This is a genomic window from Rhodoligotrophos appendicifer (assembly GCF_007474605.1).
GTDB classification, from domain to species: domain Bacteria; phylum Pseudomonadota; class Alphaproteobacteria; order Rhizobiales; family Im1; genus Rhodoligotrophos; species Rhodoligotrophos appendicifer.
In genome coordinates this window covers 366888-383003 of the sequence record NZ_VHKL01000002.1, presented here as the reverse complement: position 1 = coordinate 383003, position 16116 = coordinate 366888, and the positions used below count along the sequence as shown (strand labels likewise).

Below are 16116 nucleotides of genomic sequence, written 5' to 3'. Positions count from 1 at the left end.
TCATGGGCTTTGGATCAGGACGACATCAGATCCAGAAAGCGCTTGGTCACGGGGACGATATTGGCGCCGTACCATTCCGCATTTTGCAGAACCATGAGCTTGCGATTCTCCGGTGCGCCGGGGTTGATCGCGGCCAACTCGGGCGGATAGGTGCCTTCCGCCGCGGGATTGGCGGGGCCGTTGCCCAGCAATTCGAGCAGCTTCACCTGCGATTTCGGATCCTGCATCGAGGCCAGGAAATCCATCGCCACCTTCGTCCCGGCGGGATTGTTGACGGGCACCGACATGACACCCGGCTGCAACAGGCCCTGATTGAACGTGAAGTCGAAGCGGCCGCCGGACTCTTTCTTGATCAGATTGGCGCGCGTGTGCCAGATCTGTCCCATAACGACCTCGCCGTCGCGGAACACCTGCTGGCTGCTGGCTCCGGTGTCCCAGAGGATGAGATGCGGCTTGAGCACTTCGAGCTTCTTCAGGGCGCGGTCCACATCCAGCGGGTAGAGCTGGTCCATCGGCACGCCATCGGCCATGAGCGCGGCCTCCAGGGTGCCTGCCATGTACTTGTACATGACGCGCTTGCCCGGAAACTGCTCCACATCCCAGAAATCGACCCAGCTCTTCGGGGTCTTGCCGCCAAAGGCTTGTGTGTCGAATGTGAGGACATTGCCATAGACGAACACAGTCGCGCCCCAGCGATAGTCGGTGCCGGGCAGGGTCTTCTTGGGATCGACGATGGTATAGTCGATCTCCTGGGCAGCCTTTGCCGCCCCCAGAGCGGCTTGCGTCCCGACGCCGCCATCGATGATGTCCCAGGTGACGTTGCCGGCTTCGACCATGGCGCGGACCCGGCCGGAGGTCGGCCCGCTTCCGTCCATCACGACGTCGATCCCGGTCTTTGCCTTGAAGGGCTCGCCCCAGGCCGTCTGATAGGCCTGCTCGGCATCGCCACCCCACATGGCGAAGACGAGTTCCTTGGCCTGAGCCAGGGCGTCATCCGATCTGCCCACGAGTGCCGCACTTCCGAGAAGCGCGCTCAGCTGCAGGAACGTCCGGCGGTCGACGCCACCGGTTTTGACCCGCTCTGCGGCCAGCGTCCAAGCATCGTGAAAATAATTCTGGGCGTCCTTCATGTGCAGATCTCCCTCTTGCCCCTCCCTCAGGGGCGATCGCCAGCCAAAGCCAAATCTCCGGCTAAACTGACATGTCAGAAGAATTTTGGTCTGATAAGCATGTCATTGTCAATGCCGGTTCTCCGCCGTCTCTCTCTTTGACTGAAGTGTAGCCGTTCAAAAATTGACATGTTAGTTATAAACCGTTGCCGCAGTTCGGGCAGCTCACGGAGCAGTGATGTCCACAGTGAAAAGCAGCCTGGGAACCCCGGCGAAAGCGCCGTCGATGGCGAATGAGGCCTATGCGCGCCTGGAGGAGATGATCATTCTCGGCAAGCTGTCGCCGGACACCCGCCTGTCGGAGCAGATGCTCGCCCAGGCCCTCGGACTGGGCCGTACGCCGATCCGTGAGGCGTTGCAGATGCTGCGGGCGAACCATCTGGTGGAGATCCACCCCCGCGCCGGGGTCTTTGTGACGCGACTGGATTTCCGCAGCCAGCTCCTGGTCTTCGAGGTCCGCCGCGAGCTCGAGATCCTTGTCGCCGGACGTGCCGCACGTCGCGCCAGCCATGACCAGCGGACCGAGTTTCGCCAGATGGCGAGGGATATGCGGGCATCCAGCGAGAAGGGCGACAAGATCTGGCTGATGAATGTCGACCGGCGCTTCAAGGAGCTCGCCATAGCGGCGGCCAACAACCGCTATCTGGCGGTGGCGCTGGCGCCGATCTATGCCCATTCAAGACGCTTCTATTTCACCCATCTCGAGACCACCAATGTCTCGATCGCCCTTGCCCATGCTGCGGCCATGGAAGCCATTGCAGAGGGGAATGAGGCCGGGGCGACGGCTGCGGCGCGGCGCTTTCTGGCCGAAATGGAGGAGTTCACCAAGGCCGTGATCACTGAAGAACTCGTCAGCGCCTGACACACAGTAAGCCGGGAATCATCGCCTTGACCGATTTCAATCAACCCGCGCCAGGCGTTCTGGTCGGCCGTTCGGTGCGGCGCAAGGAAGACCATCGCTTCATCACCGGCGCCGGCCGCTTCGTCGACGACCTTGTCGTCCCCGGCGTGGCTCACGCACGTTTCCTGCGCTCGCCGCACGCCCATGCGGAGATCGGCGCGATCGACATCCGGGCAGCGCTCGCCATGCCCGGCGTCCTTGCAGTCTATACCGGCCGGGATCTCAAACAGGCCGGGATTGGCTCCCTGCCCTGCGGCTGGCAGCTCAAGGATCGGGCGGGAAACCCTATGGCCGAGCCGCCGCACTTCGTCCTGGCAACGGACAAGGCCCGCCATGTCGGCGAGCCGGTTGCTGTGGTGATCGCCGAGACCGCCGCGGCCGCCCAGGATGCGATCGAGGCCGTGTCGGTCGACTATCGCGTCCACGAGGCGGTGGCCGATGTAGCGCGGGCGATCCTCCCCGAAGCACCTCGGGTCTGGGACGAGGTCAAGGGCAATCTGTGTTGTGACTGGGAGATCGGGGACTCGTCTGCCGTGGCTGAGGCCATCGCCGGGGCGGCCCATGTGACGCGGATCGAGCTGATCAACAACCGGCTGGCCCCGGTCCCGATGGAGGGCCGGGCGGCCTTGGCGCGGTATGACGCTGGCACCGGATTGTTCACCCTCCACACGACGAGCCAGAACCCGCACACCGCCCGCAGCATCATCTGTGCGCTCCTCGGGATCAGCGACGGCGACATGCGTGTGATCTCCCCCGATGTGGGAGGCGGCTTCGGCGGCAAGATCCCCGTCTATCCCGAGGAGGTCTGCCTGTGCTGGGCCGCCCGGCAGCTGAATCGCGCGGTCCGATGGACCTCCGATCGGACGGAGGCCTTCCTCACCGACGTCCATGGCCGCGACCACAAGACCTGGGCCGAACTCGCCCTCGACCGCGACGGCACCTTCCTCGGCCTGCGGGTCAGGACGCTCGCCAATGTCGGCGCCTATCTGTCCCTGGGTGGCAGTGCCATTCCGACCTTCTACTATGCGCCGCTCCTATCGGGCGTCTACCGGCTGCCGGCGATCTACTGCAACGTTGAGCTCGTCTTTACCCATACCTCCCGCATCGACGCCTATCGCGGTGCCGGCCGACCCGAGGCCACCTATCTGCTAGAACGCTTGGTCGATCAGGCGGCCCATGAGTTGGGCATGGACCGCATTGCCCTGCGGCGGCGCAATTTCATTCCCCGCGAGGCGTTCCCCTACGAAACGCCCGTGGGACTGACCTATGATTCAGGGGATCACGAAGCCACACTCGATCTTGCGCTCGAGGCCGCTGACTGGCAGGGAGCCTCGCGACGTCGTGCCGAAGCCTCCGCGCGGGGGATGCTGCACGGCATCGGCCTGTCGACCTATGTGGAGATCGCCGGCGGCATGCCGAGCCATCAGGCGGCCAGCCTGGGTGCCCGCGGCGGACGGTCCGAGATTGCTCAGATCCGGGTCAATCCCGGAGGGTCGGTCACGGTGTTCAGCGGCGCCCACAGTCATGGTCAGGGCCACGAGACGACCTTCGCCCAGATCGTATCCGATCGATTGGGCATACCGATCGAATCCGTCAGGATCGTCCAGGGCGACACCGATCGCATTCCCTTCGGCCGCGGCACGGCGGCATCTCGCTCCCTGGTGCTGGCTGGCTCGGCCATCATTCGCGCACTGGCCAAGATCGAAGTCAAACTGCAGGCGATCGCAGCTCATCTGCTCGAGGCGCCGACTTCCGAGCTGAGCTTTTCAGAGGGCGTGTTTCGGATCGCCGGCACCAACCGCTCGGTGACCGTCAAGGAGGTGGCGGCGGCCGCCTACAGCCTCCGCAGCTATCCGCCAGGCCTCGAAGCGGGCCTCGATGAGACGGCCGCTTACGATCCCGCAAACTGGACCTATCCCGGCGGCTGTCATGTCTGTGAGCTTGAGATCGATCCCGAGACGGGCGAGATGAAAATCCTCAGAATCGTGGCGGTGGACGATGTCGGCCACATCATCAATCCCATGGTGGTCGAGGGTCAGATTCATGGAGCTCTGGCGCAAGGCTTCGGGCAGGCGGTGACCGAGCACTGCGTCTTCGACGATGCGGGCCAGATGCTGACGGCGTCGCTTCAGGATTACGCGGTGCCGCGCGCCGACGATCTGCCCGATTTCACCGTGCTCACGCATGCCACGGCCTGCGAGCACAACCCCCTCAAGGCCAAGGGATGTGCCGAGGTCGGCACTGTGGGTCTGCCCCCGGCGATCGTCAATGCCGCCCTGGATGCCGTGCGGCCTCTGGGCATCACCACCTTGGACATGCCGCTGACGCCGGACCGGCTGTGGCGGGCGATCGCCTCCTCCCGATAAGCAATCCGAGTTCCGGCTGGCCGATCCCTGTGACTGCAATACTGCCAACCCACAGGAAAAACTCGCCTTCCAAGCTTGCCACCTTCCACATATTCACATAAAGATGTCTTTATGTGATTGGTGGAAATGATTGTGTCAGGACAGGATTTGTCGCAGAACTCGCCAAGCTTCGGCGATGGGGCCGTAGCTGAAAAGCCGGATGGCGTTGAGATCAAGGCAGCGCTCCAGGCAGCCGCACGCGAACGCATCCTCATCCTCGACGGCGCCATGGGGACGCAGATCCAGGGTCTTGGCTTCGATGAGGATCACTTCCGCGGTGATCATTTCGTCGGCTGCGCCTGCCATCAGAAGGGCAATAACGACCTGCTGATCCTCTCCCAGCCGGCCGCGGTCGAGGAGATCCACTACCGCTACGCCAAGGCTGGCGCGGACATCATCGAGACGAACACCTTCTCCTCGACGGCGATCGCCCAGGCCGATTACGGCATGGAGGACATGGTCTACCGGCTGAACCTGGACGGAGCCCGCCTCGTGCGCCGAGCGGCCCTCCGCGCCGAGCGGGAGGACGGCAAGCGCCGCTTCGTCGCCGGCGCCTTAGGGCCCACGAACCGGACGGCCTCCATCTCGCCGGATGTCAACAACCCCGGCTATCGGGCCACCACCTTTGATGATTTGAGGATCGCCTATGGCGAGCAGTTGCGCGGCCTGATCGATGGCGGCGCCGACATCATCCTGATCGAGACGATCTTCGATACGTTGAACGCCAAGGCCGCGATCTTTGCCTGCGAGGAGATTTTCCTCGAAAAGGGCGTGCACCTGCCGATCATGATTTCCGGCACGATCACCGATCTGTCCGGCCGCACGTTGTCCGGCCAGACCCCCACCGCCTTCTGGCACTCGATTCGCCATGCCAAGCCGTTCACTGTCGGGCTCAATTGCGCCCTGGGCGCCGCCGCCATGCGCCCGCATCTGGCCGAATTGTCGGGCGCCGCGGACACGTTCCTCTGCGCCTATCCCAATGCCGGCCTTCCCAACGCCTTTGGCCAATATGACGAGAGCCCCGAATTCATGGCGGGCCAGGTCGAGGCCTTTGCGCGCGAAGGCCTGGTCAATGTCGTCGGCGGTTGCTGCGGCTCGACGCCCGAACATATCCGGGCCATCGCCGATGCGGTCGGGAAATATGCACCGCGCGCGATCCCGGAGTTTGAGCCGCTCATGCGCCTGTCCGGCCTCGAGCCGTTCACGCTGACCAAGGACATCCCCTTCGTCAATGTCGGCGAGCGCACCAATGTGACGGGCTCGGCCAAGTTCAGGAAGCTGATCACGGCCGGTGACTATGCCGCCGCCCTGGACGTCGCCCGCGACCAGGTCGAGAACGGCGCCCAGATCATCGACGTCAACATGGACGAGGGGCTGATCGATTCGCAGAAGGCAATGGTCGAGTATTTGAACTTGATCGCCGCCGAGCCGGACATCGCCCGCGTCCCCGTGATGATCGACAGCTCCAAATGGGAGGTGATCGAGGCCGGTCTGAAATGCGTGCAGGGCAAGCCGATCGTGAATTCGATCTCCATGAAGGAGGGTGAGGAGGCCTTCCTGCATCACGCCAGGCTGTGCCGGATCTATGGAGCGGCGGTGGTGGTCATGGCCTTCGACGAGCAGGGCCAGGCTGATACTCGCGCCCGCAAGGTCGAGATCTGCACCCGGGCCTATAAGCTGCTGACCGAGCAGGCGGGTTTCGCACCGGAAGACATCATTTTCGATCCCAATGTCTTCGCCGTCGCCACCGGCATCGAGGAGCACGACAATTACGGCGTCGACTTCATCGAGGCCACCGGCGAGATCACGGCGTCCCTGCCTCACGTCCACATCTCGGGCGGCGTGTCGAACCTGTCCTTCTCCTTCCGCGGCAACGAGCCGGTGCGTGAGGCCATGCACGCGGTCTTTCTCTACCATGCCATCCAGCGCGGCATGGACATGGGCATCGTCAATGCCGGCCAGCTCGCCGTCTACGACACTATAGAGCCGGGTCTGCGCGAGGCCTGCGAGGACGTCGTCCTCAACCGCCTGCCGAAAGCGGGCGGCCCGGCGACCGAGCGCCTGCTGGAGATTGCCGAGCGCTTCAAGGGCACGGCCGGCAAGGAGGCCCGGGAGAAGGACCTCGCCTGGCGTGAATGGCCCGTCGAGCAACGCATTTCCCACGCTCTGGTCAACGGCATCACCGAATTCATCGACATGGACACGGAAGAGGCCAGGCTTGCGGCCGAGCGCCCCCTCCATGTGATCGAGGGCCCGCTGATGGCGGGCATGAACGTGGTCGGCGACCTGTTCGGCGCCGGCAAGATGTTCCTGCCCCAGGTGGTCAAATCGGCCCGCGTGATGAAGCAGGCCGTGGCGGGGCTCCTGCCGCATATGGAGGCGGAAAAACTCGCCAACGCCGCCAAGGGCATCGACAATGGTGAGCGCCAGACCGCCGGCAAGATCCTCATGGCCACGGTGAAGGGCGACGTCCACGACATTGGCAAGAACATCGTCGGCGTCGTGCTCGCCTGCAACAATTACGAGATCATCGATCTCGGCGTGATGGTGCCGGCAACGAAGATCCTCGCCACCGCCAGGGAGGAGAATGTCGACATCATCGGCCTGTCCGGCCTGATCACCCCGTCCCTCGACGAGATGGCTCATGTGGCCGCCGAGATGGAGCGCGAAGGCTTCGACATTCCGCTCCTGATCGGCGGCGCGACCACCAGCCGGGTGCACACGGCGGTGAAGATCCACCCCCGCTACGCCCGCGGCCAGGCCGTCTATGTCACCGACGCCAGCCGTGCCGTCGGCGTGGTCTCCAACCTGCTCTCCCACGAGGCCAAGCCCGCCTATGTGGAGGCCCTGCGCGCCGAATACCGCAAGGTGACCGAAGCCCATGAGCGCTCCGAACGCGACAAGCAGCGCCTTTCGCTCGCCAGGGCGCGGGCCAATCCGCACCGGATCGACTGGTCGAACTACACCCCGCCGAAGCCGTCCTTTCTCGGCACCCGCAGTTTCGCCGGCTGGGACCTGGCCGAGCTCGCCCGCTACATCGACTGGACCCCTTTCTTCCAGACCTGGGAGCTGAAAGGCCGCTATCCCAAGATCCTCGAGGACGAGAAGCAGGGTGCCGCCGCGCGCCAGCTCTTCGAGGACGCCCAGGCCATGCTGGCCAAGATCATCGACGAGCAATGGTTTGTGCCGAAGGGCGTCATCGGCTTCTGGCCTGCAAATGCGGTCGGCGACGACATTCGCCTGTTCACGGATGACACCCGCACCACGGAGCTGGAGACCTTCGTCACGCTCCGCCAGCAGCTCTCCAAGCGCGACGGCAAGCCGAATGTCGCCCTCTCCGATTTCGTGGCGCCTCGCGACAGCGGCAAGCCGGATTATCTCGGCGGCTTCGTGGTGACGGCGGGCATCGAGGAAGTGGCGATCGCTCAGCGCTTCGAGAGAGCGAATGACGATTACAACTCCATCCTCGTGAAGGCGCTGGCCGACCGCTTTGCCGAAGCCTTTGCCGAGCGCCTGCATGAAAAGGTGCGCAAGGAATTCTGGGGCTATGCGCCACAAGAGAATCTGGCGCCCGAGGATCTGATCAGCGAGCCTTATCAGGGCATCCGCCCGGCGCCCGGCTATCCCGCACAGCCCGACCACACCGAGAAGACCACGCTGTTCAAGCTGCTGGACGCGGAGCGCGAGGCGGGTGTCACCCTGACCGAGAGCATGGCCATGTGGCCGGGATCCTCGGTGTCGGGAATGTATCTCTCCCACCCCGAAAGCTATTATTTTGGCGTGGCCAAGGTCGAGCGGGATCAGGTGGAGGATTATGCGGCCCGCAAGGCGATGTCGGTGCGGGACGTCGAGCGCTGGCTGGCACCGATCCTCAACTACATCCCCGCCGCACTCGCGGAAGCCGCCGAGTAGCGCCTGGCCTTGCGCTCCTCAGCGTCACGCACGGCGCCTTTGGCTCAAAGCCCCGGAGGCGTCTTTCGCCATTTATAGCCCGCAATCGCGGCCTCATAGCCGTAATTGAACAAAGCACGCATGTAGGACTGCTCAAACGGCGTCTTGTAGGGAACCGTGAAATCGGGACCGATCACTGCGAGGTTGAAATCCACCCCGTCACGTTGGGTGGTGGCGTAGATGCGATAGAGATCACCGATGCCATTGCTGGTGATCATGGTGTTGACGGCGCGGCCGGCGATGGACAGCGTCTGCCGGTCGACCGTCGTCCACGGCACGGAGAAGCGGCCATTGCGGATGATATACGCCTCGCGCTTGCGCTTGGGGCCGCCCTTGACGCTGATCGTCGGCGGATAGAGGAACACCTGTGCCACGGCGCCGCCATCCACATGCATCTCCTGGCGCGGTACGCCATTGACGTCGACATCGAACATGACCGGCGGGAAGGCGCCGGGGATCGAGGCCGACGCCAGAAGGATGCGTTTGATGGTCTCGATCGCCTGCGGATGGCCGCTATTGGCGATGGCGCCGATATTCCAGATGACCGGCCGCCCGGCATCCAGATTGGTGGTGGCGATGAGCAGCAGCCGCCCTTTGCGATACTCCTTAGCGATCCGCGCCATCAGGTTGGCGTCGACATATCTCGAGATCATGCGATAGAGCGGCGTGGTGTCCGACATGGCGTCGTTGGTGAGGGCCGCAAACACCATCCTCGGCGTGAAGATGTCCTTCTGCGAGGTCTCGGTATAGACGGCGCGCAGAACCCCGTCATAGTCGGAACCGAGAAACGCGAAGGGCGCGATGAGGGCACCGGTGCTGATGCCCGTGACGATCTTGAAGGACGGCCGCCGCCCTGTGGCCGTCCAGCCGACGAGCAGGCCGGCCCCGAAGGCGCCATCGTCACCGCCGCCCGACAAGGCGAGGAACCGCGCCGGAGGCAGGGGCGCTCCCGGCCTCAGACGCAGTGCGGCGAACTCTCGTTGGACGGATTTGGCGCCTTCCTCCTGCATGAGGGCGACGTCGGTGTCGATGTAGAAGCGGGCGTTCGGCAAGCCGAGGACCGTGGGTTCGGCGGCATCTGCTACGGTGACCGCGGGCACCCGACCGGGATGCATGCAGCCGGAAAGCCCAAGCATAGCCAGGGCGGCAAGCGCGAACGCCACTCTCTTGAACATCACCCCACCCTCGCATCCGCCCCGCCGCAAAGCCTAGTGCGACTGTGCAGGCAGCACCAATAAAGCTAACCGTATGAGTTAATCGTTTGCAAGCAACCGTGATGCAGTGCGACCCCCCGCGACCTGCGCCGACAGCAAAGGCCGTCCTGAAATTGTTTGCTTGACATTTTAGGCCACGAAAACAACCTTTCGCGACGCTGTTCGACTTCACTAGACTTGCGACGGAGCGAATGTGCCGAGATCGCAATGTGCAACGCGTCGGCAGATGAACCCCGCGCCCATGGGCCTCGACTGAGAGCCGCCTGTACCTTTCAAGGAGCCCGTGCATGACGGCCATGACGACGGAAATCGATGCACTCAGGGCGCTTCTGTCCGCTGCGCCCCGCCCGCAGGGCTGGTCAGAACGTCGGATGCGGCTGGACACGGTGGCAACGCTCGATCCGATCGGCAGCGACGTGACGCTGCAGGGCGAACGCTTCGGTGAGGTTCCGGTCGAATGGTCACGCACCGCCACGGCCGATCCGTCCTCGGTCCTGATCTATTTTCACGGCGGCGGCTATTGCTCGGGATCGATCGCCAGCCATCGTGGCCTCGTGACGGCGGCCGGCCGTGCGGCGTCCATCTCGACGCTGGCCGTCGGCTATCGCCTAGCCCTGAGCATCCCTTCCCCGCCGCCCTGGACGATGCCCTGCTGGCCTATCGAACGCTGCTGGCCAAGGGTTTTTCTCCGCGACGCCTGGTGCTGGGCGGCGACAGCGCCGGGACCGGCCTGGCGCTGGCGTTGATGATCTCATTGCGTGAGGCGAATGAACCGCTGCCGGCCTGCGCCTGGCTGATCTCGCCCTGGACCGATCTTAAGATGACCGGGGCGACTCTGAAGTCAAAGGATGCGGTCGATCCTTTGATCCACGAGGCCTATTTGCACGAGCTCGCCGCGGCCTATCTCGGCACCACGGCGCCGGATGCCCCCCTCGCCTCCCCGCTCTACGCTGAGCTCCGCGGGCTTCCTCCGATGCTGATCCAGGTGGGAAGTGACGAGACGCTTCTCGACGACGCGGTGCGCCTGGCGGGCCGAGCGGGGGCCGCGGAGTGCCGGGTCATCCTGGAAGTCTGGCCGAAGATGATCCATGCCTGGCCGCTTTGGGCCGCCCGCCTGGAGCCGGGGCGCCAAGCGATCGCCAAGGCGGCCGATTTCATCCGGACCGCCTTGGCCTAGACCCACGCGACTTTCCAAAGCTCGGCTAGTGCTCGGCGAAAAGCCGTCCCTGTCCGGCAATCTTGTCCTTCACGCCCGCCAGCCGCAGGCAGTCCCAGGCCAGCGCCTGGTTGCTGGTGACCACCGGCTTGCCGATAGCCGCTTCGATCCGGTCGATGAGTGACGAGGTGCGAAGCCCGGTGCAGGAGATGAACAGGGCATCGCTGTCGGGATCGGTGGAGGCAATGGCCGCTTCGAGGATGGCGTCGCCGCTGACCCTGTTCATTTCCGGATCGCCGCCGAGGTCGAAGGTGGAGCGTTTGTCGATGGTCCAGCCATTGCTCTCGAAATAATTCCCGATGAGATTGGCGGTGTCCACGAGATAGGGCACGAGCAGCGAGATGCGCCGTGCGCCGAACTGGCTCAGCCCCTTGGCGCCTGCCTCGATGGGTGTGGCGATGGGAAGTCCCGGGCGCCCCTTGCCGATGCTGGCATGGACGCGGTCGAGCCCGACGGCGACAGTGCCAGAGGTGCAGCTGAAGCCGATGACGTCGAGGGGTGATCCCGGAACGAGCAGACTGGCGGCCCCTTCCAGATGATCGCCGAGCTGGCGCAGGGTCTCGGGCGTGGCGACTGTGCTCATGGCGACCCGGGTCGAGAACACGGCCACGCCTTTGGCGCTCGCCAGGAATTGTTCCACGTCCCATACCCCGACCCGATCCGTGCTCAGCGCGATCACGCCGATGGATGCCACGGGTCCGACACCGTCGTCGAAGCTGCTTTGCGAACGTCCCCAGTTTCCGTTGCTGCTCATGTTTGCCTTCCGCCTGAATCGTGCCGACCGCTCCGCGAGCGAGCGCGTCTGCATTCATAGATGAGATTGTGGCAATTGCCACATACAGCTTTGCTTCACGGCATCACTCTATCGGCGTTGACCGCAGCGATCCCACGAACAGAGGAGCTCCAACGATCGCGGACGGTTCTGACCTGGAAAGGGAGGATGAAGTCGTGCCCGTCAATGACATGATGACCCGGTTTTGGCAGCAGAGCGGAAGCCAGATCCACACGGTGGACCTCAACTTCGCACCGACCCACACCTTTGTGACGGCCGCGCTCAGCGGTACGACGGGAAGAGGCACCCAGTTCTGCGGCATCGTCGGAGCGCGAACCCGGCCGCGTCCCGGTGGCGAGGAATTCCCCGAGACCTTCGGCAACTGGTTTCAATGGCGGTCATCCTTGTTCAGACAGAACATGACCTCCGTGACCTGCGGCATTGCCACGGGAGAGGACCAGACGGCCCAGGGCCTGTTCACGCTGTCGTTTTTCTGACGTCCATGATGGGAGGATGCAATGCAGGTTGATTTTTCAGGCGGCGTTGAGGTCAAGGCTCACCAGGCCTGCGTGGTCTTCGACACCCGCTCCGGCGCAGTTGCGCATATCCATGAGAGCATCACACTCCAAGGAGCCGATCCGCCCTCGCCCGAGGCGCTGGCGGCGCAGGCGTTGAACCACTTCCGGGCATTCGCCCGAGAAACGCAACTCACCCGCCTGGACACCGTCGACGTGTTGCATGTACCGGCCGAGGGATTGGCCTCCGGCGGGACGGTCACGGTCGATCTCCGGACTCGCAAGCTGGTGGTGGCGGAAGCAGCCGGGGCGCCCTCCCTGCAGGGCGGCCGGATGTCGGACTGATGGGCGACCATCGGCGCGCGGCTCCTGGCCGGTGGGTCTCTCTCCCCACGGGCTCAGGAGCCGAGTCGCCGGATCATTGCTGGTCCGGATCGCGATAGTTCTTTTTGACGATTTCGTCGGTCCGGGCCTTCTGCGCCGGGGTCTGGTTCTTTCTTCGCCACATCATGATGCCGTAGATCATGGCTCCGGCAAGCACCACCACGGCGATGACATCGATGATCAGCCATTGCAGGCCGCCAGCTTCCGCATCCATTCAAATCTCCTCATGATCAATTGCTCTAGGAAGAACCCTCCAGCCGGAATTTCGTTCGCAACCGGCTTGCAAGCCCTCCTCACTTTTTGCTGCGCTTGGAACCTGTTCGCGCACGAGCGATTGACTGGAGACTTTCAGGCAACGCAGCGAGGACATCATGGGCAAGACGATCGTTGGAACCTTCGAGACCCGGGAGCAGGCCGAGCTCGCCGTCGAGCACCTGGTGCAGGAACTCGGCCTTGACCGCAGCGACGTCTTCGTTGCCGCAGCCGAAGCGGAGAATACGGCGGGTGAAGAATTCGACATCGTTGAAGCCGAGCGCGGCGGTCCCGACCCGGCGAAGAGCGAGGCAACGGCGCTCAACGGATTATCGAAGTCTCCGCCGACATTCAGGATGCAGGCGCCGCCGGCCGGGTGGAGGAGACCATGCGGTCACTGGGAGCCCAATCGATTCAGAGCCATTGAGGCTGCGCAACCGTCACTCAGCGGATCTGTCGCATGTTCTCCGGCAGCCAGGTGGCGAGTTCGGGCACGGCGATGAGGACGAACACCATCAGCAGCATGATCGCGAACATCGGCAGCGCCGCCCGGGCGATATAGCTCATGGAATGCTTCGTCATGCCCTGCAGCACGAAGAGGTTGAAGCCGATGGGCGGCGTGATCTGCGCCATCTCCACCACCACGACGATGAAGATGCCGAACCAGATGATGTCGATGCCCGCCTGCCGGATCATCGGCTCCACGATGGCGATCGTCAGCACGACCACCGAGATGCCGTCCAGGAAGCAGCCGAGAATGATGTAGAAGACGAGCAGCACCATCAGCAGTTCGAAGCGACTGAGCTGCAGCGCCCCGATCCATTCGGCAAGCGCCCGCGGCAGGCCGGTGAATCCCATCGACAGGGACAGGAACGCGGCACCGGCCAGGATGAAGGCGATCATGGCTGAGGTTCGGGTCGCCCCCATCAGGCTTTCGGTGAATGTCTGCCAGGTCAGTGTGCCTTGCGCGGCAGCCAGCACCAGCGCGCCGATGACGCCGATGGCGGCAGCCTCGGTGGCGGTGGCAAGGCCGAGATACATCGAGCCGATGACGACGACGATCAACAGCAGAACGGGCACCAGGAAGCGCGATCGTTTGACCTTCTCCAGGAACGGCACCGCCGGCTCGATGTCGGGATTGTAGCTCTTGGAGAGCTTCGACATGGCGACCACGTAGCCGGCGAAGGCGGCGGCGAGCACGAGCCCCGGCACGATGCCGGCGATGAAGAGCTTGGTGATGGATTCGTTGATGGCCACGCCATAGACGATCAGGGTCAGGGAAGGCGGGATCATCAACCCCAGCGTTGCCGAGCCTGCCAGAGTGCCGATTGTCAGCTGCTCCGGGTAATTGCGGCGGCGCAGCTCCGGGATCGTCATCTTGCCGACCGTGGTCAGGGTCGCGGCCGAGGAGCCGGACACCGCAGCGAAGATCGTGCAGCCCGCCACATTGGTATGAAGTAGCCCACCGGGCAACCGTCCCATCCACGGGGCGAGCCCCTTGAACATGTCCTCCGACAGCCGCGTCCGGTAGAGGATTTCCCCCATCCAGATGAACATGGGGAGGGCCGTGAGCGACCAGGACGAGGCCGCTCGCCAGATCACCGTCATCATGGCGTCTCCGGTCGGTCGGCCCGTGAACATTTCCATGCCCACATAGGCCACGCCGAGCAGGGCAAAGCCGATCCACACGCCCGACCCGAGCAGGACGAAGAGCACCAGGAGGAACAGTCCGATGGCGAAGAAGGGCTCCATCGCCTACTCCGCGTGGCTCTGTTCGACGCTATCCTCGCGGATATTGTCGCGGCCCGAGACGACGAGGCTGACGAGATTGTCGATGACGCAGAGCGCCAGGATCACGGCGCCCACGGCCATCGGCGCCTGCGCGATCCATAGCGGCGTCATGTCCTGGCCTTGGCTCACATCCTTCAGCCTGAAGGACCAGTAGACGAGCTTGACCGCATACCAGGCGAGAAAGGAGGCCGCCGCAGAGGCGACGATCAGGCAGCCGAGCTCACCCCAGAAACGCCGGGCGCCCAGGGCATTGAGCAGCAATCCGACCCGGATATGGGCCCCTCGGTTCAGGGCATGCGCGAAGGCGAGGAAAGAGGCCGACGCCATGAAATAGCCGGCATATTCGCTGGAGCCGTTGAAGGGAATGCCGGCCCAACGCGCGACCACCTGCGCTGAGATGACCACGAGGATGGCAAGGAGGCACAGCGCGGCGAGGACCGCCGCGCTGTCATAGAGGGCATTGAGGCCGCGCCGGATCATGAGGGGCGCTCGCAGTCATGGGGGCGGTGCGCGTTCACGCCTTCGCCTTTAATTGGCGCGATAGGCCTCGATGATCACCTTGCCGTCGTCGCCGGCCTTGGCGAGCCATTCCTCGGTCATGGTCTGGCCGAAGCCCTTCAGCTCGCCAGCCAGTGGCTCGCCGGCGGGAGCGACCTTCATGCCGTTGTCGGCCAGTGTCTTCAGATAGACTCCGGTCAACTCCTTGACCTTTGCCAGCCCGCTGGCGGCGGCCTTTTCCCCGCAGGAGGTCAGCGCCGCCTTGCCGGCATCGTCAAGGCCGTCCCAGGCGTCCTTGTTGACGAAAACCACATTGCGCGGCACCCAGGCCTGCACGTCATAGAAATGGGTCAGCTGCTCCCAGACCTTCGAATCAACGCCGGTCGCTCCTGAGGAAATGAAGCTCTCGACGACTCCGGTGGCGAGGGCCTGGCTCAGCTCGGCCGCTTCGATCTGCACCGGCGCCATGCCGGCGAGATCGGCGATCCGGGCCGTCGCGGCGTTATAGGCGCGGAACTTGACCCCCTTTAGATCGGCGACCGAACCCACATCTTTCTTGGTGAAGAGCCCCTGAGCCGGCCACGGCACGGCGTAGACATAGACCAGATTGTCCTTCTCCAACGCCGCCTTCAGCTTCTCGCTGGCAGCCGCCCAAAGCTTGTCCGAGGCCTCGAAGGAGGTCGCCAGGAACGGAATGCTGTCGATGCCGTAGAGAGGGTTCTCATTGGCATGGGCCGAGAGCAGCCGCTCGCCGATGGGCGCCTGCCCCGTCTGCACCGCGCGCTTGATGTCATTGCCGCTGAACAGGGCGCCATTGGGATGGGTGACGATCTCGATCTTGCCGCCCGAAGCATCCTTCACGCAGGCGGCAAACGCGACGGCGTTCTCCGAATGGAAGTTGGTGGCGGGATAGGCCATGGGCATGTCCCACGTCTCCGCCAGCGCCGCTGTTGCCGAAGTGGTCGCCAATGCGGCTGCCATTGCCACTCTGTTCAGGAATTTCATCGAGACGGCTCCCTCATGTTGCTTTTGTCCTGCCCTCGCCATG

General features: G+C 64.0%; 12 protein-coding genes and 1 pseudogene. 6 read left to right on the top strand and 7 right to left on the bottom strand.

From position 1 onward, the window contains the following. Positions 1 to 14: 14 nt before the first annotated feature. Positions 15 to 1130 carry an ABC transporter substrate-binding protein gene (locus tag FKM97_RS05880; RefSeq protein ID WP_144291454.1) on the bottom strand — a complete coding sequence of 372 codons (1116 nt, stop codon included), beginning with the start codon at positions 1128 to 1130 and terminating at the stop codon, positions 15 to 17. A 217-nt stretch (positions 1131 to 1347) separates the two neighbouring features. Here FKM97_RS05880 and FKM97_RS05875 point away from each other — a divergent pair, with 217 nt between their 5' ends. The 3 genes from FKM97_RS05875 (at position 1348) to metH (ending at position 8387) form a co-directional block, all read left to right on the top strand. Next, a complete protein-coding gene (locus tag FKM97_RS05875; protein WP_144291453.1) occupies positions 1348 to 2031 on the top strand; it encodes a GntR family transcriptional regulator in 684 nt (227 codons plus the stop codon). A gap of 26 nt (positions 2032 to 2057) precedes the next feature. After that, the gene (locus tag FKM97_RS05870; RefSeq protein ID WP_144291452.1) at positions 2058 to 4436 is read left to right on the top strand and encodes a xanthine dehydrogenase family protein molybdopterin-binding subunit; all 2379 of its coding nucleotides are present in this window, start codon (positions 2058 to 2060) and stop codon (positions 4434 to 4436) included. A gap of 147 nt (positions 4437 to 4583) precedes the next feature. After that, positions 4584 to 8387 carry a methionine synthase gene (metH, locus tag FKM97_RS05865; protein ID WP_170240794.1) on the top strand — a complete coding sequence of 1268 codons (3804 nt, stop codon included), beginning with the start codon at positions 4584 to 4586 and terminating at the stop codon, positions 8385 to 8387. A gap of 44 nt (positions 8388 to 8431) precedes the next feature. On the opposite strand, the gene FKM97_RS05860 is transcribed toward metH, so the two are convergent. After that, positions 8432 to 9601 (bottom strand): patatin-like phospholipase family protein, encoded by a 1170-nt coding sequence (locus tag FKM97_RS05860; RefSeq protein WP_144291450.1) that lies wholly within the window; start codon positions 9599 to 9601, stop codon positions 8432 to 8434. Positions 9602 to 9927: 326 nt separating this feature from the next. Between FKM97_RS05860 and FKM97_RS05855 the strand changes: the two are divergent. Beyond that, positions 9928 to 10817, top strand: a pseudogene (locus FKM97_RS05855) (alpha/beta hydrolase). A 25-nt stretch (positions 10818 to 10842) separates the two neighbouring features. On the opposite strand, the gene FKM97_RS05850 reads toward FKM97_RS05855, so the two are convergent. Next, complete coding sequence (locus FKM97_RS05850; protein WP_144291449.1) at positions 10843 to 11610, bottom strand: aspartate racemase/maleate isomerase family protein; 768 nt, start codon at positions 11608 to 11610, stop codon at positions 10843 to 10845. 194 nt (positions 11611 to 11804) lie between these two features. On the opposite strand from FKM97_RS05850, the gene FKM97_RS05845 reads away from it, so the two are divergent. Continuing rightward, entirely contained in the window at positions 11805 to 12125 is a 321-nt protein-coding gene (locus FKM97_RS05845) for a hypothetical protein (protein ID WP_144291448.1), read from the top strand. Between the two features lie 21 nt (positions 12126 to 12146). Continuing rightward, entirely contained in the window at positions 12147 to 12488 is a 342-nt protein-coding gene (locus FKM97_RS05840) for a hypothetical protein (protein ID WP_144291447.1), read from the top strand. Positions 12489 to 12561: 73 nt separating this feature from the next. Here the strand turns inward: FKM97_RS05840 and FKM97_RS05835 are convergent, their stop codons facing one another. From FKM97_RS05835 to FKM97_RS05820, 4 genes are all read right to left on the bottom strand, one after another. Continuing rightward, a complete protein-coding gene (locus FKM97_RS05835) occupies positions 12562 to 12741 on the bottom strand; it encodes a hypothetical protein (RefSeq protein ID WP_144291446.1) in 180 nt (59 codons plus the stop codon). A 482-nt stretch (positions 12742 to 13223) separates the two neighbouring features. Continuing rightward, positions 13224 to 14531, bottom strand: a complete 1308-nt coding sequence (locus FKM97_RS05830; RefSeq protein ID WP_144291445.1) for a TRAP transporter large permease — start codon at positions 14529 to 14531, stop codon at positions 13224 to 13226. 3 nt (positions 14532 to 14534) lie between these two features. Then, positions 14535 to 15050, bottom strand: a complete 516-nt coding sequence (locus tag FKM97_RS05825) for a TRAP transporter small permease (RefSeq protein WP_144291444.1) — start codon at positions 15048 to 15050, stop codon at positions 14535 to 14537. 48 nt (positions 15051 to 15098) lie between these two features. After that, on the bottom strand, positions 15099 to 16073 hold the full coding sequence (locus FKM97_RS05820; RefSeq protein ID WP_144291443.1) for a TRAP transporter substrate-binding protein: 975 nt from the start codon (positions 16071 to 16073) through the stop codon (positions 15099 to 15101). Positions 16074 to 16116: the final 43 nt, after the last annotated feature.